At 41.1% G+C, this 15560-nt stretch carries 17 protein-coding genes; 8 read left to right on the forward strand and 9 right to left on the reverse strand.

The window, feature by feature from the left end; all coding sequences use genetic code 11:
• The first annotated feature begins 163 nt into the window (after positions 1-163).
• Both Q8W40_RS09550 and Q8W40_RS09555 read left to right on the forward strand, forming a co-directional pair.
• Entirely contained in the window at positions 164-583 is a 420-nt protein-coding gene (locus Q8W40_RS09550) for an MbcA/ParS/Xre antitoxin family protein (RefSeq protein WP_305396934.1), read from the forward strand.
• Positions 580-1272 (forward strand): RES family NAD+ phosphorylase, encoded by a 693-nt coding sequence (locus Q8W40_RS09555; protein WP_305396935.1) that lies wholly within the window; start codon positions 580-582, stop codon positions 1270-1272. Before Q8W40_RS09550 ends, Q8W40_RS09555 begins: the two co-directional genes overlap by 4 nt.
• A 56-nt stretch (positions 1273-1328) precedes the next feature.
• Here Q8W40_RS09555 and Q8W40_RS09560 read toward each other — a convergent pair whose 3' ends face one another.
• From Q8W40_RS09560 to Q8W40_RS09590, 7 genes are all read right to left on the reverse strand, one after another.
• On the reverse strand, positions 1329-1733 hold the full coding sequence (locus tag Q8W40_RS09560) for a PPC domain-containing DNA-binding protein (protein WP_305396936.1): 405 nt from the start codon (positions 1731-1733) through the stop codon (positions 1329-1331).
• A gap of 79 nt (positions 1734-1812) precedes the next feature.
• On the reverse strand, positions 1813-2292 hold the full coding sequence (locus Q8W40_RS09565) for a hypothetical protein (protein ID WP_305396937.1): 480 nt from the start codon (positions 2290-2292) through the stop codon (positions 1813-1815).
• A gap of 348 nt (positions 2293-2640) precedes the next feature.
• Positions 2641-3159, reverse strand: coding sequence for an NUDIX hydrolase (locus Q8W40_RS09570; protein WP_101114441.1), 519 nt, complete (start codon positions 3157-3159; stop codon positions 2641-2643).
• A 122-nt stretch (positions 3160-3281) separates the two neighbouring features.
• Positions 3282-4214, reverse strand: coding sequence for an exopolyphosphatase (locus Q8W40_RS09575; RefSeq protein ID WP_305396938.1), 933 nt, complete (start codon positions 4212-4214; stop codon positions 3282-3284).
• A 443-nt stretch (positions 4215-4657) separates the two neighbouring features.
• Positions 4658-5530: a YdcF family protein gene (locus Q8W40_RS09580; protein WP_305396939.1), complete on the reverse strand. Its 873-nt coding sequence runs from the start codon at positions 5528-5530 to the stop codon at positions 4658-4660.
• A 74-nt stretch (positions 5531-5604) separates the two neighbouring features.
• Entirely contained in the window at positions 5605-6009 is a 405-nt protein-coding gene (locus tag Q8W40_RS09585) for an OsmC family protein (RefSeq protein ID WP_305396940.1), read from the reverse strand.
• 20 nt (positions 6010-6029) lie between these two features.
• On the reverse strand, positions 6030-6563 hold the full coding sequence (locus tag Q8W40_RS09590) for a TetR/AcrR family transcriptional regulator (protein ID WP_305396941.1): 534 nt from the start codon (positions 6561-6563) through the stop codon (positions 6030-6032).
• Between the two features lie 176 nt (positions 6564-6739).
• Between Q8W40_RS09590 and Q8W40_RS09595 the strand changes: the two genes are divergently transcribed.
• A complete protein-coding gene (locus Q8W40_RS09595; protein ID WP_305396942.1) occupies positions 6740-6952 on the forward strand; it encodes a hypothetical protein in 213 nt (70 codons plus the stop codon).
• Positions 6953-7022: 70 nt separating this feature from the next.
• Here the strand turns inward: Q8W40_RS09595 and Q8W40_RS09600 are convergent, their stop codons facing one another.
• Complete coding sequence (locus tag Q8W40_RS09600; protein ID WP_305396943.1) at positions 7023-7472, reverse strand: GNAT family N-acetyltransferase; 450 nt, start codon at positions 7470-7472, stop codon at positions 7023-7025.
• 264 nt (positions 7473-7736) lie between these two features.
• On the opposite strand from Q8W40_RS09600, the gene Q8W40_RS09605 reads away from it, so the two are divergent.
• Positions 7737-8837, forward strand: coding sequence for a mechanosensitive ion channel family protein (locus Q8W40_RS09605; RefSeq protein WP_305396944.1), 1101 nt, complete (start codon positions 7737-7739; stop codon positions 8835-8837).
• A gap of 206 nt (positions 8838-9043) precedes the next feature.
• Positions 9044-10792 carry a formate--tetrahydrofolate ligase gene (locus Q8W40_RS09610; RefSeq protein ID WP_305396945.1) on the forward strand — a complete coding sequence of 583 codons (1749 nt, stop codon included), beginning with the start codon at positions 9044-9046 and terminating at the stop codon, positions 10790-10792.
• Between the two features lie 158 nt (positions 10793-10950).
• Here Q8W40_RS09610 and Q8W40_RS09615 read toward each other — a convergent pair whose 3' ends face one another.
• Positions 10951-11616 (reverse strand): OmpA family protein, encoded by a 666-nt coding sequence (locus Q8W40_RS09615; RefSeq protein WP_305396946.1) that lies wholly within the window; start codon positions 11614-11616, stop codon positions 10951-10953.
• Positions 11617-11886: 270 nt separating this feature from the next.
• On the opposite strand from Q8W40_RS09615, the gene Q8W40_RS09620 reads away from it, so the two are divergent.
• The 3 genes from Q8W40_RS09620 to Q8W40_RS09630 all read left to right on the forward strand — a co-directional run bounded on the left by Q8W40_RS09620 (position 11887) and on the right by Q8W40_RS09630 (position 15456).
• Complete coding sequence (locus Q8W40_RS09620; protein ID WP_305396947.1) at positions 11887-12510, forward strand: thiol:disulfide interchange protein DsbA/DsbL; 624 nt, start codon at positions 11887-11889, stop codon at positions 12508-12510.
• Between the two features lie 50 nt (positions 12511-12560).
• A complete protein-coding gene (locus Q8W40_RS09625) occupies positions 12561-13034 on the forward strand; it encodes an FKBP-type peptidyl-prolyl cis-trans isomerase (protein WP_305396948.1) in 474 nt (157 codons plus the stop codon).
• Positions 13035-13692: 658 nt separating this feature from the next.
• Positions 13693-15456, forward strand: a complete 1764-nt coding sequence (locus Q8W40_RS09630; RefSeq protein ID WP_305396949.1) for a methyl-accepting chemotaxis protein — start codon at positions 13693-13695, stop codon at positions 15454-15456.
• Positions 15457-15560: the final 104 nt, after the last annotated feature.

A 15560-nucleotide genomic window follows, 5' to 3' on the forward strand; every position in this document is an offset into this window, starting at 1 on the left:
GTTTCAAACAGAAACGGGACGCTTTTATTACTGCGATCTTTTCCTTGTTACTACAAACGCACCTTTTCCCCCATCACAAAAGTCTAAAATTGGACATTTATATGCTAATGGTATATTTTTGGACTTAGTTAAGTGTTGAGCTAGTACGAATTAAGGTGGGTTTATGGTTCATTCAACTAACGCTGTATTTGCGGACGGCTTATCTACAGATGATAAAGAAGTCCGCTCAACGGGCTTAAAAGCTGCATTGAGTATTTTGGAAAAGTGGTCTTTGACTAATAACCAGATGATGCAGGTTCTTGGCCTCAAGAAAAGCCAGTTTTTTAAAGCCAAAGCGAACCCAAGTTCGCTAAGTATAAGTAATGATCTTTTAGAACGAATTAGTCTTATTCTGAATATTCATGGTGTGCTGAGAACAGTTTTTACAAACCCAGAGCTTGTTTATGGGTTCATGACACGTAAAAACAACAATCAGTTCTTTAATGGTCGCTCCCCTATTGAAATTATCGAGGGAGGTAACTTTGGCTCTTTGTACGACGTATACCACCGAATTAATGCGCTTCGAGGCGGTCAATGGCAATGAATAACTCCGTAAAATCACTCAAAGACCAACTCGCGTATCGCCTCATTCCTTCTAAATATCCTCCAATTACTTTATTTGATGACGTAGCAAGCGAGGATGAATTCGCGGCATTATACGCCATTCAAGAACTGACTAACCCCCGAATACAGAACGAAGTAGGAAACCTATCTCTAGTCGCACTAAACGACATACCTTTTGGGATTTCTGGTTGCAGCTATGCTCTCGCGCCGTTTGTGCATTTAAGTCGTGATGGCGGTAGATTTAACGACGGTCAATTTGGTGCTTTTTATTGTGCACAAGAAGTCGATACCGCAATAGAAGAAGTCTCCTACCATCAAGTTCGTTACATGAACAATATCGATAACTGCCCTTTTGATGTGATTACCTACCGCGGATTAGAGTGTTTATTTTCCGCAAGCTTGCATGACCTGACATCCGTAAGCTTAGATAACCCGATCTACGATCCTAACAATTACGGAGCCGGCCAGCAATTAGCTAGAGAGCTAAAGCAAATCGGCAAAGAGGGACTTCAGTACTACTCTGTGAGGTCGGTAAAAAGTGAACAGATTTGCTTCGCTCTGTTTTCTCCAAAACTCATCCAAAGGGTGGTACAATCGGCGCACTTTGAATCATTCTATAGCGATGGAAAAATCATAAAGTTTGAGAAAGTCTCTCCCTGCGGAGATTAAATTCGATTGAAGCTGAATATTACACACAGTACCGCTCTAAATACTGATTGTTTTGGCTAGCTTATTTTTATTACAAGTTCAGTGAAACCGGTGCTCTTGTCGGGCTCACGCGTGAAAACCAGATTACTGTAACTATGAACAATAAGTTCTGCAGTAGTATCAATGATTGAACCAGGCATCAAATGCCCACCAAACACCTCTCCTTTTCGGTTTGCAACAGAAATGTGTATGTGTTGATGGGAGTGAGTTAGCGTCCCCATAATAGAGACTATTTCCAAAGGTTCTTCCAACCTTAAATATTCTTGAGCACCTGCTAACCGTATATGCAAGCTCGACAAGCTTCCAACACACGACGCAATAGAACCAGCTTGAATACCCTTTTCTATCACGACAGACTCAATGGCACCTTTTAAGTCCGCCCCTTTTTGAAATCGGAATGCGAGAGGGATAATTTGATTCATAGAAACTCATAACCTTTTAGTGAAAAAGGAAGCTTATACCCAATCCAGTTCGCGTTGCTAGGTATAAATTTAGGCCATCCTATTTCATTGCTCTTAGCATATGGTCAAATCTCGATTTGGAGTACAGGCGAGGCTTACGAAAGGTAAATTTCATCCCGATTAAAGAAACAACTAACAGACATGTAGCCATGAGCAAAGGTAGCATTTGCTTCTCTATATTCGATTCGAAACTGCCATACAAAGTGAGTGATAGAGTCATGACCAGAGTAAATAGATATAAAGCAACTGACAAAATTAAAGAGCGGCACACTAAATAGATGAAATCATCTAACCACACCATGGTACTCAAGACACGTCGATTAGCAAAAAACTGTATTGCAAAGATAAATGCCCAAATTACAAATAATGCAACAGCAAGTAAAAAGTTAAGTGATGAGCCATTGAGCATTTCTGTAAGCACCATTGTGTAGCCAAACAATGAAATGCCTACCGCTACACTGACGACCTCGTAGAAATGGCGATAAATCAAGCTGTCTTTGCCGAATTTTGACCCAATCATGCTAATTCCTTAGTAAATCACTAGATACTGTTTAAATATACAGTATCATTATTATATGAGACAACCTAAATCTGATCTTTTTTACAGACACCCATACAATGTGTTTTCCCTGAACGTTTTTACTTAAGGATGATTTAAAAATGCTATGAAATTCAGATGGTAAGAGCTTTAATAATAGAAATAGAAATAGAAATAGAAAGGGATTTTGCAGTGCTTAAGAAAAACCACCTCGTCATGTATAAAGGAGGTGGCTTCTTAAAATCTCAGAATGGGTGAATATCAGAAGAGTGTCGATCTATCAAAGAATGATGCTAAATCGATAACCTAGAATTTAACTGAAAAAGAGGTTTATATAAGTTCCTTGGCAATAAGATGCAATAGATAGGTTTCGCGCTCTATGCTCATGCCCTTTTTGTCGCTTTCAGCCATTGTTCGTTCGTTGTGTGCAATGGCTTCGTGGATATTCATCCATACCGCCTTCATCCCATTCTTGATTTCATATTCTTCATAGTTTGTTTCCCCAAGTTGGTCGTCAACTTTACAGGTGTAACAGTATGAAATCATATGAACGATATCCGCATCATCTTTGTACCATGGTCGGAACTCTTCATAGATACCATAAGGCTTAACGTTACGGATGTTTTGAGCACCTGTTTCTTCTTCCAGCTCTCGAACCATTCCAGCAATAATATCTTCACCTTCGTCCAAACCGCCACCAGGTATGGTGTAGTCATGATATCTCTCGGTATAGAGCATAAGGATGTCTTCACCACGTAAAACAATAGCTCTCGCTGCATTTCTATTAAATATCACTTTATCGTCGAGATGATCGATATCAGGGTGACGCGTTGTTCTTAAATGTCTCATATTATCGCTGATTATTTGACTTCAGCGCGGAGTGTAACGGTGGTGGGATAAAAAGAAAAGCTTTGCCATACGCAAAGCTTTTTTTGAGTTTCGGTTATCAAGTTTTACTGGATATTGAAATGTTAGCCATCAGCATTGATGGTTGCAATAAGCTCTTTCTCGACAGATTCCGCACTATTAACCGCGATCTGGCATGTGCCCGCCGCTTGGTGCCCACCACCGCCATACTTAAGCATCAACTCGCCAACATTCGTTTTAGAACCGCGATCAAAGATGGATTTTCCTGTAGCAAAAACAATGTTCTGCTTCTGGAAGCCCCACATTTTATGAATTGAAATATTACACTGTGGATACAGTGCGTAAATGAGGAATCGGTTTCCTGCGAAAATCACGTCTTCGTTAGTGAGATCGAGCAAAATCAAATTCTCGTGAACCGTAGCGCATCGCTGGATTTGATCCTGAAATTTAACGTTGTGCTCGCGATAAAGGTCAATACGCTCACTCACGTCTGGCAAAGCAAGTATCTCTTCGATCGTGTGATTCTTACAATAATCGATCAGATCCATCATGAGGTTATAGTTTGAGATCCTAAACTCACGGAATCTACCGAGACCAGTGCGCGCGTCCATTAAGAAGTTGAGTAAGTTCCAACCTTGAGCATCAATAACTTCATCACGCGTAAACTGTGCTGAATCGCCTTTATCAACCGCAACCATCATATCGTTCCATGATGCTGGAAATACTTTTTCACCGCCATAATGCTCCCAAACCACACGAGCAGCCGATGGTGCATCAGGATCAATAATATGATTTGGTCTATCACCAGTGTTTCTTATGGTTTCCGACAAGTGGTGATCAAACACTAAATGCGCATTATGAACATAAGGCAGGTTAGTTACGATATCGTTGCTTGATATTTCCACAATCCCGTCTTGCATGTCTTTTGGATGTACGAATTTAATATCATCAATTAAATCCAACTTCTTCAAAAGTACTGCACAAACCAATCCATCGAAGTCACTACGGGTTACAAGCCGAAATTTTTTCTCAGACATTTTTGCTTTCCTTGCCTGTTATTGAACATATACCAATGCCAAAATTTCATTAATTTGACATAATACCTATTTCAAATTCACGGTAAACCACGTATAGTTTGCTGAAGCGGCATCGAAGTATTCTAGGCTTTACTTTTAACTCGAAACAGCAAGCGTTTATCGACTTTGAAACTAAATATCACTGTTAATATAGACCCCTTCACCTGTTTTTTCCGCTACTGAGATTACATTTCTAAGAAATTACCATTTATTATCAGATTTTTAGGGGGCAAACATGTTTATACCCAAGTGACCTCAAGGTGCAGGATTCAGAGTCTCATATTCTGTTTCAATTCAAGGAAAAGAACGTAGCGGAATGACGAATCCTTTCCAAGTTCTTTGACGATGAAGTGAGGCAGAATATGGGCTCCCAAGGGCGAGAAAGGGATTTCCTATGATGTACCTTAACGCTTCCACCAGCGTTCATCGTTCATAAGCTCAGGATCGAGCATTCTGTTTAGCATATTTAAATTCACGTCTAATACTCCTAACACTTCTCGAACAGTGCGTAGGGCTAGAGTCGTTTCCGTTTCCTTAACCGCGCGTTCGATTAAATCTAAAACAGACAGTACGATACTTTGATTCTGCTGGGTGGCTATTTCGCGAGCTTGCTTAAGTGAGCTAATCGCAATGCTTAAGGGTATCTTTTGAACTTCTTTCAGTGGTCTAACAATACTATTTGCGTAAACGCCTTCAAGGAAGACGCGATAAGTGGTTAAGCGCTCAACTTGTAAAAAGAGTTTTGCATTATCATGCTCCGTAGCATATGGATAGCGAACAGCAACATGCTTATCGATACAGTAAGGGATACTTAATTTTATCCCCTCAGTCAAGCAACGTTTTTGCAGCTCTCTCAGCAAGCCTTGCTCATCAATCAATTCTTGTATTTCAAAAATACGCTCCAAGTGATAGTCGTTTGAAACTAAGACCAATTGGATTTCTTCGTTACTTTTGAAGGCCCCACACTCAATCAAAATCGAAGAGAGCATTTGAATGTTCTCTACCGTACTAGTTGAGTTGTTCTCAACTAATATCTCACTAATGACAGGAAGTTTTACGCCCAAAGACGCTGCTTTAAAGTACTGACGCATCTCTTCAGCTTCTGAGCTCTGATTGCCATGAGTGACCCCTCCACAAAAGCCAATCACTATTTTTTTATCGATGTTGTTTAATGATTGCAGAAATTGAACTAACCCCTCGACCCTAGAGCGAGATTCAAGGGTAAGTTGGTTGTTTACTAGGCGTTTACCTAGAACCACTATCAAAAGTTTTTGCATGCTTTACCGAATAACTAGGGTCTGTCGACCTTAGGTGAGGCTACTTACATTGAGTAAGCAGCCATAGGAATCTATTAAGCTGATATGATTTCGAAACTGTGCGTCATCTCGATTCCGTTACCAAGCATAAGGCAAACGGAGCAATACTTTTCTAAAGAATCGGAGACTACTTTCGCGACAAGTGATTCATCGAGATCATATCCAGTAACTTTGAAATGAATGTGAATTTCGGTAAAGAGCTTAGGGGCACTTTCCCTTCTTTCGGATCTGATTTCGGCGACACAATCTGTGATTTTTTGATTCTTAGACTTCAACCCATCAACTACGTCGACTGAACTGCATCCGCCTGACGCCATTAACACAACTTCCATCGGACTCGGAGCGTGTTCACCCCCACTGCCGTCCATCACAAGTGAATGCCCCGAATTCGACGTGCCTAGAAATTTAAATCCATCAATCCACTTTACTTCTGCTTTCATTTTCATTCTCTTTGATTTTATCAAGCCACTAAGGCAACTTTTCTTTCCAGCGTTTTTATCATGCTATCGGCGGTACTGGAAGAGTCATTTAACCCTTTTATCAATACCATAAAGTATAAATCCATCAGCACACTCGATTTTAGAACATCAAATTCAGGTTGCTTTGAATAGAGGCGCTCCTGAAACTCAACAATTTGCGCTTCTATACGCTCTGGTTGCCAAATCAATTCTCTAAAAATTTCTATAGAGAATTGGCGGTTATCCAAGTAGTAGCGATATAAATATCTCGCATAATGGACAAGTCTTTCTGAAGGTTCAGATTGTGTGTCGCTGGCGGAGGCTTCTTTCAACACACAATCAACTCTTTCCTGTATACCTGCAGTCAGCAAATCATATTTTGTAGGGAAATGAGAGAAAACGGTACCATTTGCCACTCCAGCCCTTTCCGATATCTGGCGTGTGGTTGTCGCAGTGTATGAACATTCCTCAAACAATGTCCACGCACACGACAGTATATGATTTCTCGTACGCTCTCTCTTAGACTCTTTTTGCAAACTTACACACCTTCAAATATACGCGGTTCTTCATACAACCATTCACTGCACCTATTTTGCCGTTTTTCTGCCACATTGCGCAATTCAATTTACACGCTTCCCTCCAAATTTACTTGTTTTTTGAGCGCGCTCAATTTAAATTATGAGCACGCTCATTTTTAACCAGAGAGAATAGTATGGAATTGATAAAGCGACTGATGATGTTTGGGATATATGTGCCCTTTCAAATGGCATTTAGCTATTTAATGGCTCCAATACTGGCAACCATACTTTTATTTGGGGGGATGGGGTTTCTATTCGTTATATTGGGGTATGAAGATGGTGTGAAAGTGTTTCTTAACTCCATGAAGCAGCGTCAGGTTCGCCAGAAAGAGAAGCTGATTTCTTAAGGCCTGTTGACCTTCAGTGATGCGTTTTGTCTTTGCTATAGAGTTTTAATTACGGTGCAGGTATCGCGTCTCAAACAAACGGCAACTGTTTAGTGCATGAAAGCCAGTTTCTAATATGGCGACCATAAGCGTTGCCTTCATTGCTTGTGTACACAGATTTATCACAAAAAGCGGCAACGTCCCTTCTGCTCCTCAGCTCTTCTAACATTTTACATACCACACGCTTTGCCATTAGCACCGAATATCTCTTCCCTCGGTATTCGGGTTGAATAAAAACATAATGGATTTGATAGAAGTAAACAGGACATCCGCTATAACGCTCACTGTCGACAATATCTGTCCAATACGAGCAATAACCTATTGGTTTACCCTCCTCAGAAAAAAGCAGCAACACGCGAAACATGTCTTGCTCTAATGACTGACGAAAGCGTTTTTTACAGACCATACTAAAATGATCAAAAGCCGAATGAGTGACGCCGTCACACAACAATTCCTCACCCAATGGATTGATACTAACCATGTATTATTGACTCTTATTTTATAATCCACTCGTTTAATATTCGTACATGATCTCAAGTTTTCAAGCTAGAAACGTCTTTTGCATACCTCACTGGTTGAGCCGCTTTTTAATTAAGCCTACAATCAACCACCTGCACTACCTGATGCATGACTAAGCGACATACCTTGCACCGCGATTAAGATATTGAACTCACACAAAATTCAAACGCGAAAGGTAAACAAACCCTTATAGAAATGCCAAATATTGAACCTAATGGAAAAATCGATGGATAACCTAGCAAGCTCAATCACTCAACAATTTCATTTGTTAGAACAAACTTGGTTTGGCGATGTGGTCATAATGACAAGCATAAGTTTGGTTGCTTGGATCGCTTGGCGCATCATTTATTCACGAATAGAGTCTCTCGCCTCTAAAACACAAAACCGTTGGGACGACGCAATCGTTCATTCATTAAAAACGCCCGTCAGCGCGCTAATTTGGGGCTGGCCAGCCATGGTTTCTATCGGGTTCATTTTACAAACGTACCTAGAGAGCTCTTTAAACTGGCTAGAAACCCTGAAAATGTTGCTGGGAATTGCGATAGCCGTCTGGATTGTGCTCCGCCTCATTACCAATGTTGAAGATGAAGTGCTCTCTCAGAAAAAACGAGACGAGACCACAGTGCAAGCGATAGCAAAAGTTGCGCGTTTAGCATTTATCATCATGGGTGTTCTTTCGATAATGCAAAGCCTAGGGCTTAGCCTTTCGGGCTTGCTCACCTTTGGTGGCGTAGGTGGTTTGATTGCAGGTTTGGCTGCCAAAGATCTCCTTTCAAACTTTTTTGGTGGCATGATGATTTACTTCGACCGCCCATTTAAAGTTGGCGACTGGGTGCGCTCACCAGACAGACAAATCGAAGGCACTGTAGAGAGAATTGGGTGGCGCATGACCATAATTCGTACTTTTGATAAACGTCCTCTTTATGTGCCAAATTCGGTATTCAGCAATATTGTCGTAGAAAACCCGTCTCGAATGCTAAACCGTCGGATTTACGAAAATATCGGATTACGCTACGACGATACAAAAAAAGTGGATGCGATCATCACAGATGTAAAATCTATGCTTCAAAACCACCCAGACATTGATACCAGCCAAACACTGATTGTTAACTTCAACGCCTTTGGTGCGTCATCTTTGGACTTTTTTGTGTACACCTTTACTAAAACCGTGAATTGGGTTCGCTTCCACGAAGTAAAACAAGACGTTCTTCTAGAGATAATGGCAATCATCCACAAACACGATGCCGATGTCGCTTACCCTACCCAAACATTAAAAATTGATGCGCCCGACGCGTCGTTCCTTCAAAGTAACCAGAGTACAAATTAGAAGTACTCTCTAACATCAGCTCATTAAAACAGCGAAACATTCTTCTTATTGTTTCGCTGTTTCCATAGGCAAATCCCACTGTTTATTCCCACTACCTTCACGCTACAATCCCCTACTAGTAAAAAGGCTTTACAAAGATAAATAGCAAGGTATATTCCCTGCGCAAACGTTTACGTCACTAGTTTCACGCCTTAAAGGGGATTTAAATGCTAAGCGACATCGAAATCTGTCGAACGACTCCGCTTTCTTCTATCGACACTGTTGCATTCAACGCCGGATTATCCAAAACCGAATATACACCTCATGGTAAACATAAAGCGAAAGTATCGCTCGATGCCCTTAACCGCCTAGCTGATCACCCTGAAGGTAAATTAGTTGTCGTTACTGCGATTACACCCACACCACTTGGCGAAGGAAAGACCGTTACAACCATCGGATTATCTCAAGGTTTAGCAAAAGTTGGGCAATCTGTGATGGCATGTATCCGCCAGCCTTCTATGGGACCCGTGTTTGGTGTTAAGGGGGGCGCAGCTGGTGGCGGTTATAGCCAAGTCGGACCGATGGAAGAGCTTAATCTGCATTTAACTGGTGACATTCACGCAGTGACAGCTGCACACAACCTAGCAGCAGCAGCCCTTGATGCACGGATTTATCATGAACAACGCTTAGGTTATGAGCTGTTCTCTGAACGAAATGATTTAAAGGCTCTGAAGATAGACCCCAAACGTGTTGTGTGGCGCAGAGTCATGGATCATAACGACCGCGCATTACGAATGGTCACCGTTGGTCAAAACGAAGTAGGCAAAACAATCAATGGGTATGAAAGGCAGGATGGCTTTGATATCTCCGCTGCTTCAGAGTTAATGGCAATCTTGGCATTAGCATCCGATCTAAAAGATCTACGTAAAAGAATTGGGAAAATCGTACTCGCCTATGATTTAAATGGTAAACCCATTACAGCAGAAGACTTAAACGTTGCCGGAGCAATGACGGTAACGATGCGTGAAGCCATTGAGCCAACGATGATGCAAACATTGGAAGGTGTCCCTACACTCATTCACGCTGGTCCATTTGCCAATATTGCGCATGGTAATTCATCCATTATTGCAGACAGAATTGCTACTCGCCTTGCCGATTACACCATAACAGAAGGCGGTTTTGGTTCAGATATGGGGTTTGAGAAAGCCTGTAATATCAAAGCAAACACGTCCGGTAAGTCACCCGATTGTGCTGTGATCGTCGCAACTCTTCGCGGTTTAAAAGCCAATTCAGGCTTATATGACTTGAGACCAGGTCAACCATTACCGGATTCAATCTTTAATGAAGATGCTGCTGCCTTAGAAGCCGGTTTCGAAAACCTAAAATGGCACCTAAATAATGTGGCAAAGTATGGTGTGCCCGCAGTCGTTGCCATTAATCGCTTTCCGCAAGATTCCGAAGATGAACTCAATACACTAGCACTCTTGGTTCAAGCCCATTTCCCTAATGTTAAAGTCGCCATCAGCGATGCCTTCTCTCAAGGTGGAAACGGAGCCGTCGAACTCGCCAACGCAGTGGTTTCTGTTTGCGAAACAGACGTACAGTTTTCTCCGCTGTATAGTTTGGAACAAACGCTTGAAGAAAAAGTTATGGCAATCACTGAGGTAGGATATGGCGCTGGGCAAGTAACACTTTCAGATACGGCAAAGCGCCAGTTAGCGCAGTTTAAAGAACAAGGATTTGATGGACTCGCCGTATGCATGGCTAAAACCCCACTATCTATCTCCACAGACTCTTCTGTTAAAGGCGCACCCGCAGGATTTAACGTCGACATTAGAGAATTTAAGCTTTGTGCTGGTGCCGGTTTCATTTACGCACTCTGCGGTAACGTGATGACGATGCCCGGTCTGCCCGAAAAACCGGCATTTATGAACTTAGACATCGACGAAGAAGGCAACATTACAGGGCTAAGCTAACTGGGTTCGAATTAAATAGAAAAAGGCAACGTAATGTTGCCTTTTTCATTGTCGATAATTTATTTGTTGCTAAATCGCGCTCGCATTGAATATTTTCACGCATCTTGTATAAGTCGCATCTTATACATGCCACTCTCGCGATTGTATGAATCACATCATCATTTATCTGTTATAAACATCAACTCAACACGTCGATTACATGCCATTCCTTGCTTAGATAAGTTGGAACATGAAGGCATGTGCTTCCCATATCCACGGGTGTAAACATTTGAAGCGGGAACTTGCTCACGAGTGAGTAGGATTTTCACCTGCATGGCGCGCTTGTCCGAAAGCGAATCGTTGATCATGTTACTTCCGGTGCTATCAGTATGGCCATCTATCACCGTTTTGATTGTCGGTTGTGAAGCGAGAAACCGACCAAGACCTGATAACCAATATTGTGAAGCATCCGTAACCAGCGCAGATCCTGTTCTAAAATGAATTTTTTTGTCGAGTTTAATAACCGGATGTTGCCCAGGAACCACGTTGTACCCAATCCCATTCTGGTCCATATAAGCCATCAGGTTTTGAATATCAGTCGTGTTTTTGCGACCTGTTGGGCTCCTAACAGGTGAAGGGCTTCTTACGGATGAAGGGGCAGCCTGACGTTGGACATATTCCATGCGAGTTGTTGGCTGTTCGACCTCCTCTTCTCCCCAATCAGGGTAGATGAGTTCCGCCTCCGAACGAGGAGCCGTTTCTAACAGATTAGGTGGCTTAAGCGCGGTACACCCACTCAGGGTTCCCAACAGCAGAATGAAAGCCAGATTGAAATGTCTTGTCATAAGGCTACTAATTGCTCTAATTCAAAATGGTGCTGATTAGCGTTTGTTAGCTTAAAAACATAGAGTCAAAGGACTCAACAGAAATAGGCAAACGCATACAGGTTACAATATCTTTATCGGCAGACAGCTAAAATCTTTAGAAAAATCTACCTAATGCAGTGCTGACTTTCATTGTTCCTTAGATCGAATGCGTTTATCTAGTAAATTTTAGTATGTCCGAAGGGAATTTTCTTCTACTATACTCGCCACAATTTCGAACGACATATCATTATGCTTAAACGTTTCTATTCTTACATTTCACTTTTGTTCGCTTCTGTCGCACTTGTTGCATGTACCGATGACGGAGTGCCGAAGCAAGGCACCCATTTTGAATTACTGCCAGCAGCGCTGAGCTCCGATCTCGTTTCCCCTGTAACTGAAGTTTTTTCCCTAAATTGTGGTCACTGCAGAAGTATGGAGAAATTCCTGCCCGAGATTGAATCTGAACTTTCAGAGAAGATTGGCAAAGTTCACGTCACCTTCAACGAAAGCGCTCAAATAGGCGCGCTCATTTATTACGCTGCAGAAATGCAGCTGAATACAACGCCAGATCATCAAATGATGGATGAACTATTTGCAGCAGCACAAATGGGGAAAGGGTTTACTCAAGAAGAAATTAAACAAGCAACAGAGAAAGTGTTTACTTCTCGTGGTTTGATTAGCCCTTACGATTTCAACAAAGAACAGCAAAAAACTTTGTTCGAACACATTTCTAACGCAGAAACAGTGACTCACCAAGCTCAAATCAATGCTGTTCCAACGTTTATTATCAATGGCAAATATCAAGTTGTTACGTCTGGACACAAAGATGTCAAAGACATTGCCAAGACGATAAATTATCTTCTAACTCTTTAGGATCTATTGTCCTCATAGAATTCAGCTATTTCCAATCAAAGGGAGCCATTGTGTCTAAGTTAGTTTTTCCGATCATTATTTTTGTCCTTGCCGCCTTTTTCATCTATCGCACGTGGACAAACCATAAAGCATCAGAAGCCAATTTCAAACTGGGTCAAGACTTCTTAATGCAAAACGAACAGAGAGACGGCGTAAAAACAACCGAAACTGGTTTGCAATATGAAGTAATTACCGCTGGTAGTGGCGAAATCAACCCAACAGCGACTAGCCAAGTAAAAGTGCATTACCACGGAACGTTACTTGACGGTACAGTATTTGATAGTTCCGTTGATCGTGGAGAGCCTATCTCCTTCCCTCTAAATAGAGTCATTAAAGGTTGGCAAGAAGGCGTGCAGCTAATGGTTGTTGGCGACAAATTCCGATTTTATATCCCGAGCAACCTTGCCTACGGGAAAAATGGGTCTGGTCCTATTCCACCAGCGGCAACACTGATCTTTGAAGTGGAATTGCTCTCCATTAACTAAGAGTACTCATTTGCTCTATTGCTATGCTCTAAGATCAAACTTGTTCGCCCAATTGTTCTTCCAAAATTGACGATGCGAGTTGGGGTATGTTTCAAGAGCTGAAAGCATCGAATTGAGATTTAAGATAGCCAGCGAAACCCTAAACATGAAAGTAACTTGCGTATTTAAGGCAATTAGCATTCAGGTGGGTTAGCGTGCGACTATTGAACAAACCGCTCTTTTGGGCGGTTTTTCTTTACCTGTCAAATATTTCCTTCCATTCTTCGAGACAAAACGCTTATCTAGATTAAAAAAATAATTGATGAGAAACATTAAAGAAAAATTACAAATAGTCGATATAATTGTTACCAGATAGGAAATTGATTTAAACAAGGATTTTATATAATGAACTTAATTGAACATTCTCATTGGTGAAACGCTCACATGTAAATGAGAAACATTATTAAGAACCCATTCATAATATTTCTTCTAACGGGTTTCAAACACAACGTCTTTTATGCACCCTTTTAAAACAATGAGTTAAACCCCTTAATATAAATGTAACCTAAATGTCACATTTATTTGTAGCAGAAGTCTCATTTCTAAATTAACTTTATGAATATTAGTGATAAATAAATCTATCATTAATGATACTTATATCAATAGAAGAAGAATACTTATGAATATTAAGTCTCGACTAATACTTTTGGGATTGGTTTCAATCCTTGGTGTTGCGACCATTTTAGGTGTATCTACCATTTCAAGTAAAAATGTAGGTGAATTAAGCGAAGCTAGAACGAAACTCTCAGACCTACAAGTAAGCCTGCTGATGCTGAGAAGAAACGAGAAAGACTTCCTTCTTCGCAAAAATATGAAGTACCTTGATAAATTCAACAAAAACGCAGATAACTTCCTAGCAATTAACGCTCAAATCGCGTCCAGCCTTAAAAGTTATGACATCCCCTACCCTAACCAACTTATTACAGATTTGGATACCTATAAGAAGAGCTTTAGTAACATGGTTTCTTCTTTCAAGACCTTGGGTCTAAAGGAAACTGAGGGGTTGCTGGGTAACTTCAATGCCGAATACGATCGTCTGTTCGATTCATCAGACGACATGGGTAAACTTGCTTTAGATACCTTTCATCATGCTGTTTCAAAAGGCAAATATGACCCTTCACTTCTTGGAAATTACGGCAGCAACGAGCTGAAAAACTCTGCGCAAAAAGTAGTGAGTCAATTGGAAGTTATTGGTCTTAAATATAATGTTGGTATGCTTGGTCAAGTGCGTGCTGGATCCCATAAGATTGAGAAACAATTTAAAGCGACTGCAGAAATTCTCAAAACAGGTGTAGCTGCATACGAAGAGAAAAACATGCAAATAAAATGGGGGATCTCGTTTGTTATTATCCTCATTATTGTAGGTGCCGTTACACAGATTTCTATGTCCATCAATACAATGATGAATAAGCTTCTCACGACAATTCAGGAAATCTCCGAAACCAACAATATAGGCATGCGTGTCGATATCAATGGTAAAAGCGAACTTTCAGAATTAGGTAAGTACTTTAACCACTTACTTGAAAGCATTGAAAAGCTCGTTTCTGGTTCTCAAGTTAAATCCAAAGCATTGTTTAGCAGCACCGAAAGTATGCACTCTCAACTTCAGGGTGTGATTGAGCAATTTGATACTCAAGCTGAACACACAACATCAATGGCGACGTCTGTACAAGAAATGGTATCTACTATCAGTGAGATTTCCGAAAGTACTGCGGTTGCTGCTGAAGGCGTTAACCAAGCTGCAAACAATGCAAGATCTGGTAGAGATGTTGTAAGCAGTACAGTTGAAAACATCAATGGTCTTTCAGGTACATTAGCAAATAGCCAAGCTTCGATAACTTCGCTCAATCAACACGTAGACCAAATTGGCGGCGCTGTTGTAATGATTCAAGAAATAGCGGAGCAAACTAACTTATTGGCACTAAACGCTGCTATAGAAGCGGCGCGTGCAGGTGAGCAAGGCCGTGGGTTTGCAGTTGTAGCCGACGAAGTAAGGGCTCTCGCTAGCCGTACTCACCAATCGACTGAGGAAATTACCTCTGTGGTTACAGCAATTCAATCTCAGATGTCCACGGTAGTCACAGACATTGAAACGTGTAATGCCCAAGGTGAGCAAACGAAGCAATATTCACAAACACTGGATGATAGCTTTACTCAAATCATCAGTGACATGGATACAATACAAAGTAATTCAGAACGTATTGCCTCTGCGATAGAAGAACAAGGTATTGTAATGAATCAAGTCAGTGGTTCGATTACTGAGTTGCAAACCATTTCAGACAACAACATCCATTCTGCAAAACAATGTATGGAAGAGGTCGATGGCGTATCTAGCCAAGCTCACGAAATGGATGAAGCAGTAGCCCAGTTTAAAACAAGGTAACTTTTGTTCAAAACCCAACAAAAAACCCAGCATTACGCTGGGTTTTTTATGATAAGAACACTAATTAGTGACAGTATTTCAACACGTTTACCTAAGTAAACCTT

It is taken from the genome of Vibrio penaeicida, from assembly GCF_030689305.1.
Classification (GTDB): Bacteria; Pseudomonadota; Gammaproteobacteria; order Enterobacterales; family Vibrionaceae; genus Vibrio; species Vibrio penaeicida_B.

Bases quoted from the DNA above. Each gene is read 5' to 3' on its own strand.
- Q8W40_RS09550 (WP_305396934.1), top strand. From the start codon at position 164: ATGGTTCATTCAACTAACGCTGTATTTGCGGACGGCTTATCTACAGAT.
- Q8W40_RS09555 (WP_305396935.1), top strand. From the start codon at position 580: ATGAATAACTCCGTAAAATCACTCAAAGACCAACTCGCGTATCGCCTC.
- Q8W40_RS09560 (WP_305396936.1), bottom strand. From the start codon at position 1,733: ATGAATCAAATTATCCCTCTCGCATTCCGATTTCAAAAAGGGGCGGAC.
- Q8W40_RS09565 (WP_305396937.1), bottom strand. From the start codon at position 2,292: ATGATTGGGTCAAAATTCGGCAAAGACAGCTTGATTTATCGCCATTTC.
- Q8W40_RS09570 (WP_101114441.1), bottom strand. From the start codon at position 3,159: ATGAGACATTTAAGAACAACGCGTCACCCTGATATCGATCATCTCGAC.
- Q8W40_RS09575 (WP_305396938.1), bottom strand. From the start codon at position 4,214: ATGTCTGAGAAAAAATTTCGGCTTGTAACCCGTAGTGACTTCGATGGA.
- Q8W40_RS09580 (WP_305396939.1), bottom strand. From the start codon at position 5,530: ATGCAAAAACTTTTGATAGTGGTTCTAGGTAAACGCCTAGTAAACAAC.
- Q8W40_RS09585 (WP_305396940.1), bottom strand. From the start codon at position 6,009: ATGAAAGCAGAAGTAAAGTGGATTGATGGATTTAAATTTCTAGGCACG.
- Q8W40_RS09595 (WP_305396942.1), top strand. From the start codon at position 6,740: ATGGAATTGATAAAGCGACTGATGATGTTTGGGATATATGTGCCCTTT.
- Q8W40_RS09600 (WP_305396943.1), bottom strand. From the start codon at position 7,472: ATGGTTAGTATCAATCCATTGGGTGAGGAATTGTTGTGTGACGGCGTC.
- Q8W40_RS09605 (WP_305396944.1), top strand. From the start codon at position 7,737: ATGGATAACCTAGCAAGCTCAATCACTCAACAATTTCATTTGTTAGAA.
- Q8W40_RS09610 (WP_305396945.1), top strand. From the start codon at position 9,044: ATGCTAAGCGACATCGAAATCTGTCGAACGACTCCGCTTTCTTCTATC.
- Q8W40_RS09615 (WP_305396946.1), bottom strand. From the start codon at position 11,616: ATGACAAGACATTTCAATCTGGCTTTCATTCTGCTGTTGGGAACCCTG.
- Q8W40_RS09620 (WP_305396947.1), top strand. From the start codon at position 11,887: ATGCTTAAACGTTTCTATTCTTACATTTCACTTTTGTTCGCTTCTGTC.
- Q8W40_RS09630 (WP_305396949.1), top strand. From the start codon at position 13,693: ATGAATATTAAGTCTCGACTAATACTTTTGGGATTGGTTTCAATCCTT.